This window comes from Streptosporangium becharense (genome assembly GCF_014204985.1).
GTDB classification, from domain to species: Bacteria; Actinomycetota; Actinomycetes; order Streptosporangiales; family Streptosporangiaceae; genus Streptosporangium; species Streptosporangium becharense.
Genome location: NZ_JACHMP010000001.1, coordinates 6,631,295 through 6,649,660 on the forward strand (window position 1 = coordinate 6,631,295; position 18,366 = coordinate 6,649,660).

The following is an 18,366-nucleotide window of genomic DNA, read 5'->3' on the forward strand; positions in this document are numbered from 1 at the left end:
GCGCGGCCACCCGCTCAGAGGCGGTTCAGCCCGATGACGTGGAGCACCGCCCGGCCCTCCTCGTCGGAGGCGGCCAGGTCGACCTGGGCGTCGATGCCCCAGTCGCCGTCGCCCGCCGGATCGTCGACGACCTGCCGGACCCGCCAGAGCCCCGTCTCCTCCTCGATGCGGAGCAGGCCGGGACCGCGGGCGTTCGGGCCGGTGCCGATCTCCTCGTGCTCCTCGTAGTAGGCGTCGAGCGCGGCCCCCCAGTCGACGTCGGGCGCCAGCTGCGCCAGCTCCTCCTCATTCTCCAGGGCGGCCAGCTCGACCAGGCGGAACATCGCGTTGCGGACGAGCACGCGGAACGCGCGGGTGTTCGCGGTGACCGGCTTGGTGCTCTCCTCCAGGGAGGGCTGCTCCAGTTCCCCGGTGGGGTTCTGCAACTGCTCCCATTCGTCCAGAAGGCTGGAGTCGACCTGGCGGACCAGCTCGCCGAGCCACTCGATGAGATCGACGAGATCCTCGGTCTTGAGGTGCTCCGGGATGGTCCTGGCCAGGGTCCGGTAGGCGTCGGCGAGGTAGCGCAGCACCGTGCCCTCGGAGCGGGCCAGCTCGTAGAACTGGACGTACTCGGCGAAGGTCATCGCCCGCTCGTACATGTCGCGCACGACGCTCTTGGGGCTGACCGTGTAGTCGGCCACCCAGGGGTGGCCGCGCCGGTAGGTCTCGTACGCGCCCAGCAGCAGGTCGGCCAGCGGCATCGGGTAGGTGACCTCGGTGAGGAGCTCCATCCGCTCCTCGTACTCGACGCCGTCGGCCTTCATCTGCGCCACGGCCTCACCTCGCGCCTTGTTGAGCTGGGCCGACAGGATCTGACGCGGGTCGTCCAGGATCGACTCGATGATCGAGACCATGTCCAGGGCGTAGGTCGGCGACTCCATGTCCAGCAGCTCCAGCGTGGCCAGCGCGAACGTGGACAACGCCTGGTTGAGCGCGAAGTCCTCCTGGAGGTCGACCGTGAGGCGGGCCATCCGCCCCTGCTCGTCGGGCTCGCTCAGCTTCTCCACCACACCGCCGGCCAGCAGCGAACGGTAGATCGCGATGGCCTGGCTGATGTGCCGCCGCTGCCACTTGCGGTCTTCGTGGTTGTCGGTGAGCAGGTGCCTCATCGCCGCGTAGCAGTCGCCGGGGCGGTTGATGACCGCCAGGAGCATGGCGTTGCTGACCTTGAACCGCGAGCTGAGCGGCTCGGGCTCGGCCGTCTGGAGCTTCTCGAAGGTCTCCTCGCTCCAGCCGACGAACCCCTCCGGCGGCTTCTTCCTGGCGTAGCCGCGCCGTCTCTTGGGGTCGTCGCCGATCTTGGCCAACGCCCTCTCGTTCTCGATGACGTGGTCGGGGGCCTGGCAGACGACATAACCGATGGTGTCGAAACCGGCCCGGCCGGCCCGGCCCGCGATCTGGTGGAACTCGCGCGCGCGCAACCGCCGCACCTTGTTGCCGTCGTACTTCGACAGCGCGGTGAACAGCACGGTCCGGATGGGCACGTTGACGCCGACGCCGAGCGTGTCGGTGCCGCAGATGACCTTCAGCAGGCCCGCCTGCGCGAGCCGCTCCACCAGGCGGCGGTACTTCGGGAGCATCCCGGCGTGATGGACGCCGATGCCGTGGCGCACGAGCCGGGCCAGGGCCTTGCCGAACCTGGTGGTGAAGCGGAAGTTGCCGATCATGGCGGCGATCGCTTCCTTCTCCGCCTTGGTCGACATGTTGATGCTCATCAGCGCCTGTGCCCGCTCCATGGCCGCGGCCTGGGTGAAGTGCACGACGTAGACGGGGTACTGGTTGGTGGAGAGCATCTCCTCCAGCGTCTCGTGCAGCGGGGTCAGCCGGTAGGAGTAGACCAGCGGGACCGGCCGCTCGGCGTTCTTGACCACCGCGGTGGGCCGGCCGGTGCGCCGGGTGAGGTCCCCCTCGAACCTGGTGACGTCCCCCAGTGTCGCCGACATCAGGATGAACTGGACGTTCGGCAGCTCCAGCAGCGGCACCTGCCAGGCCCAGCCCCGGTCCGGCTCGGAGTAGAAGTGGAACTCGTCCATCACCACCTGGCCGATGTCGGCCTTGGCGCCGTCGCGCAGCGCGACGTTGGCGAGGATCTCGGCGGTGCAGCAGATGATCGGCGCCCCCGGGTTCACGCTCGCGTCGCCCGTCATCATCCCGACGTTCTCGGTGCCGAAGAGCGCGCACAGGTCGAAGAACTTCTCCGACACCAGGGCTTTGATCGGGGCGGTGTAGAAGGTCCGCACGTCGCGGGTGAGTGCGGTGAAGTGGGCCCCGGCGGCGACCAGGCTCTTGCCCGACCCGGTCGGGGTGGCCAGGATCAGGTTGTTCCCGGAGACGACCTCGATCAACGCCTCCTCCTGCGCCGGATACAGGGTGAGCCCTCGCTCGGAGTTCCACTCGACGAAGGCGTCGAAGATGGTGTCGGCGTCGGCGTCGATCTCTTCTGGCAGTCGGTCTACAAGGCTCACGGTCCAATACTGCCGAAGAACCGGCAGTGGTCGGGCCGGTCTGTGGCACCGGGTGCGATCGTCGTACGGATTCGGCACCAAGATGGTACGAACTTCTGAGGGTGATCTTTACTCTAAACCACCGCACGACTCACGATCATGGAGGAACAGTGATGAAACACGCTACCGTCCGCCGTCTGGGCCGTCCGGCGCTGGTGGCGGCGCTGGCCGGAGGGATGCTGCTGACCGGCCTCGCCCCCACGGCGGTCGCCGAGTCCGCCGGTGGCAAACTGGGACCGTTCGGATACGGCGGTTTGACGCTCGGGATGAGCGCCAAGAAGGCCCAGGCCACCGGGAAGATCGTGCGCAAGCCCTTCCAGGGCCCGTGCGCGGCCTGGGACCTGAAGGCGCACCCGACCGGCCGCGACGGGGTGGGCCTGTACATCTCCAAGCGGCGCGGCGTAGCGCTGATCTTCGCCCCCCGGGGTGTCAGGACTCCCCAGGGGATCGGCGTCGGCTCCACCAAGGCGCAGCTGAAGAGGGCCTACCCCAGGCTCAAGCAGTCGGCGAGCGGATACCCCGTCGCCGCGGTCCCAGGCAACCCCAAGGCCTCCTACTACTTCCTGCTTTCGGGGAGCAAGGTCTCACAGGTGGGCCTGGCCCTCAACGACCAGGACTGTACCAACTGACCTGCCGTCGCCGGCGGACGTCGCGACTCCCTCGGCCGGCGGCACCGGCCGGGGAGCCGGGACCACGGTGGCCCGGGGCGCCGAGCGGGTCAGCGCCAGACCCGCCACGATCGCGCCCGTCCCGAGCAGCGGAGCCAGGCCCGGGGTGAAGCCGATCACCGTGAGCGTGAGCAGCCCCGCTCCGACCAGCGCGGCGGCCACCGCGATCCTGACCGTCCCCCCGGTGTAAGGCGCGACGGCGGGCGGCTCCTCGAAGCGGGCGAAACCCCGCAGCATCGGCCACATCGCCAACACCAGCAGGACCAGCCAGTGCGGCCAGCCGGACAGCCAGGCCGACGTACCCGGCAGCGGGGTGGAGATCCCCAGACCGACCACGACCACCGCGGTGATGACGAACAGCGCGCTCATGTGCCACAGGTAGACGGTCATCATCCGGGAGCCCGCCCAGCTCATGACCCGGGCCACCCCCGGCCACCCGGCGAGGACGACGATCCACGGGCGCAGCCCCAGCGCCAGTCCGATCTGGCCGATCCCCACGGCGAGCAGCGCCATCGTGGGCGGCGCCATGTTGGAGACGGCCGCGCCCGGCATCCCGATCATGCTGAGCGGGTACGGGCCGAAGACCACCAGCACCGCGGCCGCGCCGTACCCGCCGGCCGCCAGCAGCCAGGGGCGGCCCAGGCGCCCGTCGACGTACAGGAAGCCGAGCTGGTGCACCGCGATCCAGACCAGCACGATGTTGAGGAAGCCGATCGCCTCCAGGCCGGTGCCGAAGCGCAGGACGTCCACCGCGGCGGCCCCGGCCACCAGCGCCGCGGGGACCCACCGGCCGTACACCGTGTGCAGGCGGAGCATCCAGGGAGTCAGCGCCACCGCGACCAGGTAGATCGCCAGGAACCACAGCAACTGTCCGGCCAGCCGCGAGGCCGTGATCACCGGCTGCTCCGGCATGCCGAGCCCCAGCAGCAGGTGGGGGAGGGGCAGCCACACCGCCGCCAGCGGCACCACCGGCCACGCCAGACGCCGCAGCCGCACCGCGAGCCACGCGGCGGGCGCGCCGCCGCGGCGAACCGCGGCCCGCCGGCTGATCGCGTTGGCCGCCCCGCCGGCGAAGAACACCAGCGGCATCACCTGGCTGACCCATGTGATCATCCAGCCGTTCCCGGCGGCGAGCGCGTTGCCGGTGGCCAGCCGGTCGCCGGCGAAGGACAGCACCGGCATGCTCCAGTGCTGCAGCACCACCAGGGCGATGCCGAGCAGGCGGAGCACGTCGATGAACGGGTCACGAACGGCGGAGGCCGTACGGGTCGCCGGACGTGGGATCAGGGTGGTCACAGGGTTCTCGATTCCTCTGCGGGGGCGGGGAGCGATGTGAAGAGCCTTTCGTCCCGACTCCGCGAGCGCAGTCACGCGGACAGCAGTCTTTCCTGCAAGATCACCCCACTGCGGGAGGTAGGGCGTACCCCACCCCCGGGACGCCGGTCGGCCGGGTCGATCACGCGGGGCCTTCCCCATAGCGTGGACGGCATGAGAGCGCTCCTGAGCCGCGTCGGCACCGACACCCGTTACCTGCTGGCGGGCTTTCCCCTGGCCGTCGTCTGGTTCGCGGTGATGGTGACCGGTTTCGCCGCCGGGATCGGCACGGTGGTCGTGTGGGTGGGCGTGCCGATCCTGGCGATGACACTGATGCTGGCCAGGGGGTTCGCCGACGTCGAGCGGCGCTGGCTGCCGGAGGTGCTGGGGCGTCCGGTCGCCCGGCCGCGCTACCGGCCGGCGCCCGAGGGGGCCGGCTGGTTCCGCAGGATGGCCAACCCGCTGACCAACGGCCAGTCATGGCTGGACCTGCTCCACGGCATCGTGGCCTTCCCGATCGCCGTCGTGACCTTCGTGCTCACGGTGACCTGGTGGGCCGGGACGATCCTCGGCCTCACCTACCCGCTCTACGGCTGGATCGTCGCCGCGATCCCCGGTAACGACGGCGGGCTGGCCCACCTGCTCGGCCTGGGCGGCACCGCGGTCGACGTCGTGATCAACACCGTCATCGGGGTGCTGTTCGCCCTGACCCTGCCGGTGGTCGTGCGCAGCGCCGCGCTGCTCCAGGCCGGGCTCGGCCGGGCCATGCTCACCGGCGTCGCCGAGCTGCACGAGCGCATCGACGACCTGGCCGAGGGCCGGGCCGCGGCGGTCTCCGCCGAGGCCAACGCGCTGCGCAGGCTGGAGCGCGACATCCACGACGGCCCCCAGCAGCGCCTGGTCTCCCTGGCCATGGACCTCTCCCGGGCCCAGCGCCAGCTCAAGCGCGACCCGCAGGCGGTGCAGGAGATGCTCGACCAGGCCATCACCTCCACCCGCGAGACCCTCGACGAGCTGCGTGCCCTGTCGCGCGGCATCGCCCCGCCCATCCTCAGCGACCGCGGGCTGACCCCGGCGCTGGCCGCCCTGGCCGGCCGCTCGCCCATCCCGGTCGAGCTGGACGTGCAGGTCACCGGGCGCTTCACCGCCGCGATCGAGAACACCGTGTACTTCGTCACCGCCGAGTCGCTGGCCAACGCCGCCAAGCACAGCCGCGCCACGGTCTGCACCGTCACGCTGAGCCGGACCGGTGACACGCTGATGCTCACCGTCGGGGATGATGGGGTCGGCGGCGCCCATGTCGCCAAGGGACATGGTCTGTCCGGTCTGGCCGACCGCCTCAGGGCGGTGGACGGCGAGCTGACGGTCGATTCACCCGTCGGCGGGCCGACGGTCATAGTGGCGGAGGTTCCGTGCGGGTAGTCGTGGCCGACGATGCGGTGCTGATCAGGGAAGGTCTGATCAGGCTGCTGGAGGAGTTCGGCTGCCAGGTGGTCGCCGCCGTCGGGGACGGTGCGGGCCTGGTGCAGGCGGTCGTCGAGCACAGGCCGGACGTCTCGGTGGTCGACGTCCGGATGCCGCCGGGCTTCACCGACGAGGGGCTCCGCGCGGCGGTCGAGGCGCGCCGGAAGGTTCCGGGCACGCCGATCATGATCTTGTCCCAGTACGTGGAGGTTTCCTATGCGGACGACCTGCTCGCCGACGCCCGGGGAGCGGTCGGTTACCTGCTCAAGGACCGGGTCGTGGACGTGGACGACTTCATGGGCGGCCTGCGCGCGGTGGCGTCCGGCGGGACGGTCTTCGACCCGCAGGTGGTGGCCCAGCTGATGATCCGCCGCCGCCGTGACGACCCCCTGGCCCAGCTGACCCCGCGCGAGCGCGAGGTGCTGGGCCTGATGGCCGAGGGTAAGTCCAATCCGGCGATCGGTCGCCAACTCGTGATCAGCGACGGGGCCGTCGAGAAGCACATCCGCAACATCTTCGCCAAACTCGGCCTGTACTCCGAGGACAGCGACCACCACCGCCGTGTCCTCGCGGTTCTCGCCTACCTGAGGTCGTGACGGGACTCACCCGAGGCCCTGGCGGGACCGGCCGCCCCGGTCGGCGACATGCGAGCGGCGGAGGGTCACGCGGTCGTCGTTGACGACGATGGCGTCGGCGCGGCCGTCGCCGGTGGCATCGGCGAAGTAGGTGCCGCGGGTGCCGTAGTAGGGGTTGGTGGTCCACGTCTCGTTGGGGGCGAATCCGGTGCCGGTGGAGCGGCGGACGGTGACGCGGTCGTCGTTGACGACGATGGCGTCGGCGCGGCCGTCGCCGGTGACGTCGGCGAAGTAGGTGCCGCGGGTGCCGTAGTAGGGGTTGGTGGTCCACGTCTCGTTGGGGGCGAATCCGGTGCCGGTGGAGCGGCGGACGGTGACGCGGTCGTCGTTGACGACGATGGCGTCGGCGCGGCCGTCGCCGGTGACGTCGGCGAAGTAGGTGCCGCGGGTGCCGTAGTAGGGGTTGGTGGTCCACGTCTCGTTCGGGGTGAAACGATCGCCCATCGAACGGCGGACGGTGACGCCCTCCTCGTTCACCACGATGGCGTCGGCGCGGCGGTCACCGGTGACGTCGGCGAAGTAGGTGCCGCGGGTGCCGTAGTAGGGGTTGGCCGTCCAGGCCTCGTTGGGCTTGAACCGGGTGCCGGTGGAGCGGCGGACGGTGACGCGGTCGTCGTTGACGACGATGGCGTCGGCGCGGCGGTCACCGGTGACGTCGGCGAAGTAGGTGCCGCGGGTGCCGTAGTAGGGGTTGGCCGTCCAGGCCTCGTTGGGCTTGAACCGGGTGCCGGTGGAGCGGCGGACGGTGACGCGGTCGTCGTTGACGACGATGGCGTCGGCGCGGCCGTCGCCGGTGGCATCGGCGAAGTAGGTGCCGCGGGTGCCGTAGTAGGGGTTGGCCGTCCAGGCCTCGTTCGGCCGGAAACCGTCGGCGTGGGAGACACCGGTCGCCGTGACGAGCCCGGCCGTCATCGCGGCGGTGAGAATCGCGAATCGCCTGAGGTTCCGCCCGGACCGCCCTGCGGGATTCCCGCAGGAGAGGGCGGACGGGATTTCATCGGTAACGCTGACACCAGAACGGCGCATGGTCATTCCTCGTCATTCCTCGCATGAGTCGGGTGCTGCAGGTTTCGGGCGGTGCACTCCGGATTCACCGGTTCCCTGCCCGAACCAGCGGAGACTCCGGCCGCCTCCGGTGGAACGATAACGCGAAAGGCCGTGCCGGAAGCGCGCTTCCGTGAATTAGTCAAAGGTCTCCGATGAGGTGCGATTCGCCGTTCACGTGGTGGTGGTGTGTGCCTTTTGCTGCTTTCACCGGTTGTCGTCGAGGTGATTGTCTCGTTGAATTGATCCGCCTTTAGGTGAGGTATGTAAATACGGTGTGAGATTTGATTAATACAGAAAGCCTGGGGTTTTTTGGGGATTTGAGTGGTGTTTGTGGTGTGCGATACTGACGGCTTCCGCCGTCCGGCGCGGGGAACGCCGACGCCCGTCCGGCTCCGTGTGGGCCGGCGGCAGGGGGCCGGAGCACGCGTTCCGCGGGCGGGACCGTAGGCTCGATCTCCGGCGCGCCGCACGGCGCGCCGGAGAACCAGAGGAGCGGTCCCGGGAGGACCGGCCGGTCGGTGTCGCCGGTTCGGGTGGGGCCGGTCCGGACGAACTGGCCGGCCGGATCGCCGGCCACGGCGGTGGAGGAACCATGATCTCGGTGTTCGGCAGCGTCAACATGGACCTGGTCGCCTACGTCGAGGCCGCTCCCGCGCCGGGTGAGACCGTGACGGGGCACACGTTCGGCACGATCCCCGGCGGTAAGGGTGCCAACCAGGCCATCGCCGCCGCGCGAGCCGGCGCCGAGGTCGCCTTCCTCGGCGCCGTGGGCGACGACTCCTTCGGCCCGGAGCTGCGCCGCACGCTCGCCGGCGCGGGCGTCGACGTGACGAACCTGCGCACAGTCCCCGGCCCGTCCGGCATCGCCCACATCGTGGTGGAGGACGGTGGCGGCAACTCGATCATCGTGGTTCCCGGGGCCAACGGCACGATGACCGCCCCCTCCGCGACGGACGTCGAGGTCATCTCCCGGTCCGAGATCCTCCTGCTCCAGCTCGAACTCCCCATCGAGGCCGTCACCGCCGCCGCCAGGGCCGCCCGCGCGGCCGGGACCACCGTGGTCCTCACCCCGGCTCCCGTGCAGCCGCTCCCGGCCGAGTTGCTGGAGGCGGTGGACGTCCTGGTCGCCAACGAGCACGAGGCGATCGCGATCACCGGCCAGGCGGATCACGAGCGTGCCATGGAGGAACTGCGGGGCAGGGTCGGCTGGGTCATCGTCACCCTGGGATCGCGCGGCGCGCTCACCGCGGAGAGCGACGGCCAGGTCGTGCACGTCGAGGCGCGCCGGGTGACCGCGGTCGACACGACGGCCGCGGGTGACACCTTCGTGGGAGCACTCGCCGCCGCCCGCGCCGAGGGGCAGCGGCCCGACCAGGCCGTGCGCTTCGCCACCGCGGCGGCGGCCCTGTCGGTTCAGCGCGCGGGCGCCAGCACCTCCATGCCCACCCGGGCCGAGATCGACCGGAGTCTCGGCGGAGCCGGCGTCTGACGGGGTCCGGAGTCTCGGTGGAAGCGGTGGCCGAGACAGGTCGGAGTCTCGGTAGAAGCGGTGGCCGAGGCGGCCCGGACGGAACGGGCCTACTCTCCCTCCCAGAGCGCGGCGGCGGCCTCGGCGCAGGCGACGTCCTGGGGGACGGTGCCGCCGCTCACGCCGACGGCGCCCATCACCCCTCTGCCCGGGCGGGGTTCCGCGAGCGGGATGCCGCCGCCCAGGCACACGTACCGGTCGCCGGCGGCCAGACCGTACAGCTCGCCACCCGGTCGGGCGAGCCGGGCCAGGTCGGCGGTCGGCATGCGATGGGCCACCGCGGTGTACGCCTTGCCCGGGGCGAGGGCGGGGCCGGCGATCTGCGCGCCGTCCATCCGCTGGAAGGCGACGAGATGACCGCCCTCGTCGACGACCGCGACCGAGATCAGGGCCCCCTCCCGGCGCGCCTGCCTCATCGCGGCCTCACACATGCGCAGCGCGAGTTCGAGGTTCACCGGCCTCCTCACCGTTGCGGGATCCCGCGGAGGCGCGCGGAGCGGGTCACGTCCGGCGCCGTCGGGGGTATGGAAGGTCTCACATAGAGTCCGACGCCTGCCCGGCCCGCCCGGAGGACCGATGAGAACCCGTCACCTGATGGCGCGCGCGCCAGGATGAGCTCACCGGCCGGAGCGTCGTCACGCAGAGTAATTGACCGCCCACCCTGAGGTACGATCCTCTCACCGCCAGGACCTTCGAGGTGCCGTCCGACCCGGGAGAACCATGCACAACCACAACCGCGCGAGCATCGTCCACCAGCTCAGGTACGCGCTTCGTCACCCGGCGCGCATCGTGCCCCATCTGCGGCGACTGGTCCGCGACACCTGGCTGCGCCTGTCCACCCGCGACCACGTCGCCTACTACCGGGCGGTCATGAGATCCGACACCGCGCGCAGTCCCCGTGCGGCGGTGGGCAGCAAGTCGCACCGGCGCTGGCTGGCCATGGGGCAGACGCAGTTCGACTACCTGGTGCGGCACGGGCTGAAGCCGCAACACCGCATGCTGGAGATCGGCTGCGGCAACCTGCGCGCCGGGCGCCTGTTCATCGACTACCTCGACGCCGGCAACTACTACGGCATCGACATCTCCCCGGACATTCTCATCGCCGCGCAGGAGACCCTCGTCACCCACGGCCTGCGCGAGAAGCTCCCGTATCTCATGCCGGTCAGGGATCTGCGCTTCGCCGCCCTGCCGGACGGGTTGTTCGACGTGATCCATGCGCACAGCGTCTTCTCCCACTCGCCGCTCCCCGTGATCGAGGAGTGCTTCCAGCACGTCGCCCGGATCATGAAGCCCGGAGGCTGGTTCGACTTCACCTTCGACCGCACCGAGGGCAAGGAGCACCAGGTGCTCCGGGAGGACTTCTACTACCGCACCGAGACCCTGGTGGCCCTGGCCGCCAAGCACGGACTGCACGCGGTCTTCATGGACGACTGGGAGCGGCTGCCGCACCGGCAGTCCAAGATCCGCATCACGCTCCCCGCCTCAGGGCGCCCCACGGGGGAAGCGGCGGAGCGCGACAGCTCCGGTGATGCCGGGTCCCACTCCGCGGACGCCCCGCCGCTGCCGGACGACTCCGGGGCGGAGCGGCTGACGCCGGATCTCAGCCGCCTCTCCTGAGGGTCCCCGGCCGGGGAGATCCTCCCTCGGCGCGCTCCGCACGAACGGCCTGGGATAGGATCTGGCGCTTCGCGCGACTGCTCTGGAGGACCGATGCGGGCCCATGCTCTGCCTGCGGGCGGGAGCGCGCCGGTCGGCGCGCACGACGGGGATCGTTCCGGCGTGCGGGCCTGTGATCTGCCCGCGGGCGGGGGGCCGCCGGTCGGCGCGTACGACGGGGATCGTTCCGATGTGCGGGTTCATGACCTGTCCGGCGGTGGGGGAGTGCTCGTCCGGGTGCACGAGGCGGCCCGCGCGGCGGCGCGGGCCCACGGCCTGCCCGGCGCGGAGATCACCCTGATCAACGTGTCGGAGAACGCCACCTACCGGGTCGACGACCCGGTGACCGGGGTCCGGTCCATCCTGCGGGTGCACCGCCTCGGTTACCACGCCACCCCGGCGATCCTGTCCGAGCTCGCCTGGCTGGACGCGCTCCGCGAGGAGGCCGGGGTCCGCACCCCGCGGGTGATCCCCGCCCCCGACGGCTCCCGGGTGCTGACCGTCCCCGGCGCGGAGCCCCGCCACTGCGTGATGTTCGAGTTCCTGCCCGGCGCCGAGCCGCCCGAAGACCGGCTGGCGGCCGGGTTCGAGCGGCTCGGCGCCGTCACCGCGCGAATGCACCGGCACGCGCGACACTGGTCCCGGCCTGCGGGGTTCACCCGCTTCCACTGGGACTACGAGGCCGCCCTGGGTGCCGAGTCGCGGTGGGGCCGCTGGCAGGAGGGCCTGGGTATGGAGGCCGACGCCCTGGCGCTGCTGCGCCGGCTCGACGAGGAACTACGCGAGCGGCTCCACCGCTTCGGTCGCGACCCGCACCGCTACGGGCTGATCCACGCCGACCTGCGGCTCGCCAACCTGCTCGTGGCGGGTGACGAACCCCCCAGCGTCATCGACTTCGACGACTGCGGTTTCGGCTGGCACCTCTACGACCTCGCCGCCGCCCTCAGCTTCATCGAGGACCGGCCCCAGGTTCCCGAGCTGGTCGACTCCTGGCTGCGCGGCTACCGCCTCGTCATGGATCTCCCGGTCGAGGACGAGGCGGAGATCTGGACGTTCATCATGTTCCGCCGTCTGCTGCTGGTCGCCTGGATCGGCACCCACACCGGTGCGGACATCGCCGCGGAGCTCGGCGCCGGCTACACCGCGGGCACCTGCGACCTCGCCGAACGCTACCTGTCCGGGACGCTCGGCTGACCCGGCGCCGCCCGCGGTGGACGGGTCCGGGCGGGTGTGGGGGCTTACCGGGTGCGCGCAGGTGTGCGGCGCTCCGCCGGTCCGTGCCCGGAACGTCGTCTCCCGGGTGCCCGATCGGGCCCGTTGCCCGCAACGGCCAGTCGTGATGTTCATCTGGGTGCCCGGTCGGGCCCGTTGCCCGGAGCGCTCGGTCGTGGTGTTCGTCCGGAGCGCTCGGTCGTGGTGTTCGTCTGGAACGTTCGGTTGGGGAGGCGTCCGGAACGCCCGAGCCGGGGCCGTGACATTCTCTGAGGCGGCTGGAATGTCGCGCTCGGTAGCCATATATCAGCAATTTATGATATGTGCTGATAAATTAATCTAATGAGCTAAAAAGTACGCTATGGCAGGCATGTATTACTGATGGTAATACTGGGAGGGTAATGCTCTTTCGTTGGTGATTGATGCTTGGGGTGAGAGAGGGGCCGGTTTCCCGGAGCGGTCGGTTTCCCGGCGGGCCCGCCCGTTCCCCGCGCAGAGCATCCCGGTTCCCCGGAGAGGATCCCGGTTCCCGGTGTGGCCGCGCCGCGGCGGAAGCCGGGCGGATCACCCGCGGGTCTTCCGGTCCTTCAGTTCGCGCCGGATGTCCTCGTCGTCCGGAGCGAGCTCCAGCGCGCGGACGAGGTCCGCGACCGCCTCCTCCTCCCGCCCGGCGGCGCGCAGCGCCATCGCGCGGTTGAACAGCAGCGCCGGGTCCGCGCCGGGGTCGAGTGCCCGGGTGAAGTCGGCCACGGCACCTTCCGGGTCACCGCTCTCAAAGGCCAGCATTCCCCGGTTGGCCCAGGCGGCGGTCAGCGTGGGGGCGAGTTCCAGCGCCCGGTCGAAGGCCGCCCGTGCCTTGCCGTGCCGGCCCTCGGCCATCTCGACCTGGCCCAGCGCGCACAACAGGTAGGGGTTGGCCGGATCCAGGGCGAGCCCGGCCTCCGCGTCCGCCCTCGCCCTGCCGTACTCGCCGAACGCCGCGCGTAGCCCCGCCCGGTTGGCCAGGCCGTCCACGAACTCCGGATCCAGCTCCAGCGCGTGGTCCAGGTCGTCGAGCGCACCCCGGTGATCACCCTGGGAGAACCGGATCTCGGCGCGGTTGTAGTAGGGCTCGGGGAAGGGCGGGCCGACCCGCATGGCCGTCTCGTAGTCAGCGATGGCATCGTCCATCCGGCCCAGCCGGTGCAGCAGGTTGCCCCGGTCGATGTAGTAGTCGGGGTAGCCGGGGTCGGCTGCGATCACCGCGTCCAGGTCGCCCAGCGCTTCCTCCGGGCGGCCCATCATCACGGTGAGCTGTGCCCGGTTGGCCAGCAGCACCAGCCGGTGGATCGGGTGCGCGCCGGGCGGCAGATCACGTTCGGCCAGGTCGACGGCCTGCTGGACCAGCTCCAGAGCCTTGCCGGGGTCACCTCGTCGTACCTCCACCAGAGCCCGGCCGTTGAGGTCGAACCCCAGCTTGAACGCCCGCTCATGCGGGTCGGGAAGCAGTGTGGAGATGGCGATCGCCTGGTTCACCCAGGCCAGTGCCGCATCCGGGTCGCGGCGGGCCGGGTCGTGGTGGCGGACCTTGAGCATCCCGGTCGCGTAGGCGGCGGCCGAGTGCACGGCGGGGGAGACGCTCTCGCGCCTGGCCTGGTCGAAGAGCTCTTCGGCCTCCTCCTCCCGGCCCAGCGCGGCCAGCGCGGTCGCGGTGCTGTGGGTGAACCGCCATCGGGTCTCGGGATCGTCCTGCGGGTCGGTGAGCCGCAGGGCCCGCCGGCCGAGATCCACCACGGCGTCGTGGCAGCCCGCGTCCAGGCACCACTGGACCGCGAACCGGAACGCCTCCACCGCCTTGGCCGGGTCACCACCGTGCTCGCGGTGGTAGGGGACCGCGCCGAGCCGCGCGCCGATCGTGCCCTCCCGCTCCAGCGCGTCGGCGCGGGCGTCGTGCTCCTCCTCGCTGAGCGGTTCGTCGGCCGGGGGCCGCTCGTGTGTCACCACGGTCAGCAGTTCCGCGGGGATCCGGCGCCGCAGCACCGCCAGCAGTTCACGGTCGGTCGGGTCGGCCTCGTGCAGGTTCTCCACGACGAGCGTGTGGGGGCCGATGTCGGCCAGATGCTCACGCAGGAACTCGGCCACCCCGTTGGCCAGGCGCAACGTGCGCTTCGGCGCGTGCACCAGGATCCGCTCCGCGCTGGGCAGGTGCGCGGCCACCGACTGGCGCCGGGCGGGGATCGCGTCGTGCATGTCGGGTGCCAGGGCACGCAGCTCGATGTCGTAGCGGGCGACGAGCTCGGGCCGGGCGGCGGGGACGAGCGCGGAGACGAGCGCACCCCCGAGGGTGTACGGCCCGCGCAGGCGCCGGTCCGCGTTCACCGGAGGCAGAAGGGCGGGAGGTGACGGCTCTCCCGTCGGGTGCGGTGCCCGGCTCACCAGACTCCTTTATAGCGACTTAGATGGTATTGCATGATAACTGGCTATGTCGCGTACCCCGGCCGGCGCCCAGCGCCGGGCGCCGGTTCCGGGATTGGCTCAGCCGACGTGCTTGGGGCTGGCGGCGCCGCTGAGCGTGACGGTACCGGGCTTGTGAACAATGACGTGCTTCATTGCCAACCTCTCTCGCGAATAAGAACAAATGGCAAGTATTCGCAGTATTCGCCCTTACTGACAAGATCTAATTATTATCGTGGCCAGATTCGGACATTCCTCTGGACATCTGGTGTGCAGTCGTCTTTGATGCGCGCCACGTGGAGCCGCCCACGCCCACGGCCTCGGCTCCTGCTGAGCGCCGCGCGGAGCCGTTACGGCCTCGGCTCCTACCGCGTCACCCAGCAGGAGCCGGTTACGGCCTCGGCCCCTGCTGAGCGCCGCGCGGAGCCGTTACGGCCTCGGCTCCTGCTGGGTGATGCAGTGGATCCCGCCGCCCAGCGCGAAGATGTCACGGGCGTCCACCGACTCGACGGCCCGGTCGGGGAAGAGCTTCGCGAAGATCTCCGCCGTGGGGGCGTCGCGAGGGTCGTCGAAGGAGCAGAGCAGCGCCAGGCCGTTGGCCAGATAGTGGTTGACGTAGGAGTAGTCGACCAGTTCCCCGCCGACCTCCCGGGTCTGCGGGGCGAGCAACTCCACGACCTCCAGCGCCCGGCCCCTGGCATCGGTGGCGGAACGCAGTATCGCCAGGTTCTCCCGGGTGACCTCGTAATCGGGATGCGACGGATCGGGCTGGACATGGCAGAGCACCAGCCCGGGACGGGCGAAGGAGGCCAGCAGGTCCACGTGCCCGCTGGTCCCGTACGCGCCGTAGTCGGCGGTCAGCCCGCGCGGCAGCCAGATCACCTTCTGCACGCCCAGCTGGGCGTGCAGCTCGGCCTCCACCCGCTCCCTGGTCCATCCGGGGTTGCGTTTCTCGCCGAGCTGCACGGTCTCGGTGACGATCACCGTGCCCTCGCCGTCCACATGGATGCCACCGCCCTCGTTGACCATCTCTGAGCGGAACCTCCGCGCCCCGGCGCGCCGCAGCACCTCCGCGGCGACCAGGTCGTCCTTGGCGTGCGCGTGCCAGCCCCACCCGTTGAAGGTCCAGTCGACCCCGGCCAGCCCGCCCTGCCCGTCCACCAGGAAGGTCGGGCCGTTGTCGCGCATCCAGCAGTCGTCCAGCGGCTGCTGGACCACCTCCACCTGTGGGGAGAGCCACCGGGCCGCCGCCTCGCGTCCGCTTGGATCGACCACCATGGTGACCGGTTCGTAGCGGACGATCGTGTTGGCCACCTCCGACCACGCCCGGTAGGACGCCTCGGCGTCGGCCAGCGCGTAGCCGGCGACCGGCCAGGACATCCAGGTACGGGTGTGCGGGTGCCACTCCGGCGGCATGAAGAACACGGTCGGCGCTCCTTGGGGAGGTGGGAAAGGGGATCGGGGCCGGGAGGTCAAAGGAAGTAGAGGCGGTTGAGCGACACCGAGTCGGCGGGAGAGGAGCGCACGGGCTCGCCGTCCAGGGTGACCCGGCCGAGCGCGTCCACCTCGACTGACCCGAGCCGCCCGTTGCGCACCATGTTCGCGGGACCGATGCCCCGCGTCCCGCGCACGGCGACGCGCCGCCGCCGGGTCGTCATGCGGTCATCGCCCGCCTGTACGGCGGCCCCGCTGACGAAGGCCACCGACAGGTCCGCCGGGGTCGCTCCGTACGCACCGAACTGCGGGCCCAGCACCAGCGGCTCGCAGGTGTCGGTGGAGGCGTTCGGATCGCCGGTCACCCCGTACGCGGGGAAGCCGGCCTTCAGCACGAGCTGGGGTTTGGCGCCGAAGTGGTCGGGCCGCCACAGCACGATGTCGGCCAGCTTGCCCGGCTCCAGCGAGCCGATCTCGTGGGCCAGCCCGTGCGCGACGGCCGGGTTGATCGTCAGCTTGGCCAGGTAGCGCAGCACCCGCTCGTTGTCGGAGTCGTCCGCCGCACCCAGTTCGGTCTTCATCTTCCCGGCCATCGCGAACGTACGCCGTACCGTCTCACCGGCCCGGCCCATGCCCTGCGCGTCGGAGGAGGTGATGCCGATCACTCCCAGGTCGTGCAGCACGTCCTCGGCGCCCATCGTGCCCGCACGGATCCGGTCTCTGGCCAGCGCGGCGTCGCCGGGCAATTCGGGCCGCAGACCGTGCGCCGAGATGATCATCCCGTGGTGCTCGGCGACGGCGTCGCGGCCGAAGGGCAGTGTGGGGTTGGTGGACGACCCGATGACGTTGGGCACCCCGGCGAGCCGGAGCACGTTCGGCACGTGGCCGCCGCCGCACCCCTCGATGTGGAAGGCGTGGATCGTGCGACCGGCCAGGACGGCGAGGGTGTCCTCGACCGACAGGCACTCGTTCAGCCCGTCGGTGTGCAGGGCGACCTGCACGTCGTGGTCTTCGGCCACCCGGAGCGCGGTGTCCAGCGCGCGGGTGTGCGCTCCCATGTCCTCGTGCACCTTGAACCCGCTGGCGCCGCCCTCGGCCAGCGCCTCGACCAGGGGCGTCGGATCCGAGGACGAGCCGCGCGCCAGGAACCCGATGTTCACCGGCCAGGCGTCGAAGGCGTTGAACGCGTGCCGCAGTGCCCACGGCGAGTTCACCCCGACCCCCCAGACCGGCCCGAACTCCTGTCCGATGATCGTGGTGACGCCGGAGGCGAGCGAGGCCTCCATGATGCGCGGGCTCAGCAGGTGCACGTGGGTGTCGATCGCACCGGCGGTGGCGATGAGCCCCTCGCCGGAGACGATCGTCGTCCCGGTGCCGGTCACCACGCCCACGCCGTCGAGCGTGTCGGGGTTTCCGGCCCGCCCCACGGCGTGGATGCGTCCTTCGCGGACGCCGATCGACGCGGTCCGCACCCCCAGGATCGGGTCGAGGATCAGCACGTTGCTGATGACCAGGTCACATGTCTCCGCGACCGAGGCCGCCTTCAGATGAAGGCCGTCCCTGGCGGTCTTGCCGAATCCGGCCAGGAACTCCTCACCCGGCTTCTGTGAGTCGTGTTCCACCACGACCACCAGGCCCGAGTCGCCGAGCCTGACCCGGTCTCCCCGGCGCGGCCCGTAGACGCTCATCGCCCACCCGCCGTGCGCTCGCCGTCCGTCGCGGCGGAGGGGGCCTCGCTGCCGAGATAACCGCAGGCCCGTGCCTTCTCCATGGCGCGTTCGAAGGCCCCGGGGGCGTCCAGCGGGCCGTCGACCAGGCCGGCGAACCCGATCGCCACCCGTGCCCCGCCGATCGGGACCAGTGGCGCGGTGCGGCTCTCACCCGGGTCGAAGCGCAGGGTGGAACCGGCGGGGATGGCCAGTCGGCGGCCGTAACCCGTCGCCCGGTCGAAGCGGAGGCGTGGGTTGACCTCGAAGAAGTGGAAGTGCGAGGTGACGCTGATCGGCACGGTCGCGGTGTTGAGCACCTCGACCTCGACGACGTCCTCCCCCACCGGGGGTCGTGGCGCCTCGATCACCGCACCCGGGCCCTCGTCCCCGAGCGAGCCGCCACCGAACGGGTCGGTGACGACCGCCAGCCGGGTGCCGTCGTCGAAGACCGCCTCGACCATCACCTCGGTGACGACGTCGGCCACCCCGGGCAGCACGTCGCCGGGGCCGAGCACACTCCGGCCCGCCGCGATCGCCTCGGCGAGTCTGGCCCCGTCACGGGCCGCCTCACAGACCGTGTCGGCGATCAGGGCGGTGGCCTCGGGGACGTTCAGGCGCACCCCCCGCTCCCTTCTGGTGCGCGCCAGCTCCGCCGCCGTGAACAGCAGCAGCCGGTCGCGCTCCGTCGGTGTCAGCCGCACGGTCGCCTCCTTGAGCGTT

The 18,366-nt window shown here is 71.0% G+C and carries 14 protein-coding genes; 6 read left to right on the forward strand and 8 right to left on the reverse strand.

Annotated elements, in window-relative coordinates; genetic code table 11:
• Positions 1 to 14: 14 nt before the first annotated feature.
• Positions 15 to 2,507, reverse strand: a complete 2,493-nt coding sequence (locus F4562_RS28895; protein WP_184541308.1) for a DEAD/DEAH box helicase — start codon at positions 2,505 to 2,507, stop codon at positions 15 to 17.
• Positions 2,508 to 2,659: 152 nt separating this feature from the next.
• Between F4562_RS28895 and F4562_RS28900 the strand changes: the two genes are divergently transcribed.
• Positions 2,660 to 3,175: a hypothetical protein gene (locus tag F4562_RS28900; protein ID WP_184541307.1), complete on the forward strand. Its 516-nt coding sequence runs from the start codon at positions 2,660 to 2,662 to the stop codon at positions 3,173 to 3,175.
• Here the strand turns inward: F4562_RS28900 and F4562_RS28905 are convergent.
• The gene (locus tag F4562_RS28905; protein ID WP_184541306.1) at positions 3,131 to 4,510 is read right to left on the reverse strand and encodes an acyltransferase family protein; all 1,380 of its coding nucleotides are present in this window, start codon (positions 4,508 to 4,510) and stop codon (positions 3,131 to 3,133) included. The two genes, F4562_RS28900 and F4562_RS28905, sit on opposite strands and share 45 nt — an antisense overlap.
• Positions 4,511 to 4,702: 192 nt before the next feature.
• Here F4562_RS28905 and F4562_RS28910 point away from each other — a divergent pair, with 192 nt between their 5' ends.
• Both F4562_RS28910 and F4562_RS28915 read left to right on the forward strand, forming a co-directional pair.
• Positions 4,703 to 5,950 (forward strand): sensor histidine kinase, encoded by a 1,248-nt coding sequence (locus F4562_RS28910; protein WP_184854798.1) that lies wholly within the window; start codon positions 4,703 to 4,705, stop codon positions 5,948 to 5,950.
• Positions 5,941 to 6,588 (forward strand): response regulator, encoded by a 648-nt coding sequence (locus F4562_RS28915; RefSeq protein ID WP_184548088.1) that lies wholly within the window; start codon positions 5,941 to 5,943, stop codon positions 6,586 to 6,588. Before F4562_RS28910 ends, F4562_RS28915 begins: the two co-directional genes overlap by 10 nt.
• A 6-nt stretch (positions 6,589 to 6,594) precedes the next feature.
• Here F4562_RS28915 and F4562_RS28920 read toward each other — a convergent pair whose 3' ends face one another.
• A complete protein-coding gene (locus tag F4562_RS28920) occupies positions 6,595 to 7,539 on the reverse strand; it encodes an FG-GAP repeat domain-containing protein (protein WP_184854799.1) in 945 nt (314 codons plus the stop codon).
• A 727-nt stretch (positions 7,540 to 8,266) separates the two neighbouring features.
• On the opposite strand from F4562_RS28920, the gene rbsK reads away from it, so the two are divergent.
• Positions 8,267 to 9,163 carry a ribokinase gene (gene rbsK / locus F4562_RS28925; RefSeq protein WP_184548083.1) on the forward strand — a complete coding sequence of 299 codons (897 nt, stop codon included), beginning with the start codon at positions 8,267 to 8,269 and terminating at the stop codon, positions 9,161 to 9,163.
• Positions 9,164 to 9,252: 89 nt separating this feature from the next.
• Here rbsK and F4562_RS28930 read toward each other — a convergent pair whose 3' ends face one another.
• Entirely contained in the window at positions 9,253 to 9,657 is a 405-nt protein-coding gene (locus F4562_RS28930; RefSeq protein ID WP_184548081.1) for a GlcG/HbpS family heme-binding protein, read from the reverse strand.
• Between the two features lie 265 nt (positions 9,658 to 9,922).
• On the opposite strand from F4562_RS28930, the gene F4562_RS28935 reads away from it, so the two are divergent.
• Both F4562_RS28935 and F4562_RS28940 read left to right on the forward strand, forming a co-directional pair.
• The gene (locus tag F4562_RS28935; protein WP_184548079.1) at positions 9,923 to 10,819 is read left to right on the forward strand and encodes a class I SAM-dependent DNA methyltransferase; all 897 of its coding nucleotides are present in this window, start codon (positions 9,923 to 9,925) and stop codon (positions 10,817 to 10,819) included.
• Positions 10,820 to 10,912: 93 nt separating this feature from the next.
• Positions 10,913 to 12,052, forward strand: coding sequence for a phosphotransferase enzyme family protein (locus tag F4562_RS28940; protein ID WP_221207871.1), 1,140 nt, complete (start codon positions 10,913 to 10,915; stop codon positions 12,050 to 12,052).
• Between the two features lie 582 nt (positions 12,053 to 12,634).
• Here the strand turns inward: F4562_RS28940 and F4562_RS28945 are convergent.
• The 4 genes from F4562_RS28945 to ureA form a co-directional block, all read right to left on the reverse strand.
• Complete coding sequence (locus F4562_RS28945; protein WP_311734277.1) at positions 12,635 to 14,428, reverse strand: tetratricopeptide repeat protein; 1,794 nt, start codon at positions 14,426 to 14,428, stop codon at positions 12,635 to 12,637.
• Between the two features lie 504 nt (positions 14,429 to 14,932).
• Positions 14,933 to 15,919, reverse strand: a complete 987-nt coding sequence (locus F4562_RS28950; protein WP_184548116.1) for an agmatine deiminase family protein — start codon at positions 15,917 to 15,919, stop codon at positions 14,933 to 14,935.
• A gap of 56 nt (positions 15,920 to 15,975) precedes the next feature.
• Positions 15,976 to 17,625, reverse strand: coding sequence for an urease subunit alpha (locus F4562_RS28955; protein WP_184548075.1), 1,650 nt, complete (start codon positions 17,623 to 17,625; stop codon positions 15,976 to 15,978).
• A complete protein-coding gene (gene ureA / locus F4562_RS28960) occupies positions 17,622 to 18,347 on the reverse strand; it encodes an urease subunit gamma (RefSeq protein WP_184548073.1) in 726 nt (241 codons plus the stop codon). The genes F4562_RS28955 and ureA overlap by 4 nt, the downstream gene beginning before the upstream one ends.
• Between the last annotated feature and the right edge of the window lie 19 nt (positions 18,348 to 18,366).

What these genes read in the sequence shown, in the direction of transcription:
- F4562_RS28900 (WP_184541307.1), top strand. Translation starts at nt 2,660, where the DNA reads ATGAAACACGCTACCGTCCGCCGTCTGGGCCGTCCGGCGCTGGTGGCG.
- F4562_RS28920 (WP_184854799.1), bottom strand. Translation starts at nt 7,539, where the DNA reads ATGACGGCCGGGCTCGTCACGGCGACCGGTGTCTCCCACGCCGACGGT.
- F4562_RS28955 (WP_184548075.1), bottom strand. Translation starts at nt 17,625, where the DNA reads ATGAGCGTCTACGGGCCGCGCCGGGGAGACCGGGTCAGGCTCGGCGAC.
- F4562_RS28950 (WP_184548116.1), bottom strand. Translation starts at nt 15,919, where the DNA reads ATGCCGCCGGAGTGGCACCCGCACACCCGTACCTGGATGTCCTGGCCG.
- F4562_RS28935 (WP_184548079.1), top strand. Translation starts at nt 9,923, where the DNA reads ATGCACAACCACAACCGCGCGAGCATCGTCCACCAGCTCAGGTACGCG.
- F4562_RS28910 (WP_184854798.1), top strand. Translation starts at nt 4,703, where the DNA reads ATGAGAGCGCTCCTGAGCCGCGTCGGCACCGACACCCGTTACCTGCTG.
- rbsK (WP_184548083.1), top strand. Translation starts at nt 8,267, where the DNA reads ATGATCTCGGTGTTCGGCAGCGTCAACATGGACCTGGTCGCCTACGTC.
- F4562_RS28940 (WP_221207871.1), top strand. Translation starts at nt 10,913, where the DNA reads ATGCGGGCCCATGCTCTGCCTGCGGGCGGGAGCGCGCCGGTCGGCGCG.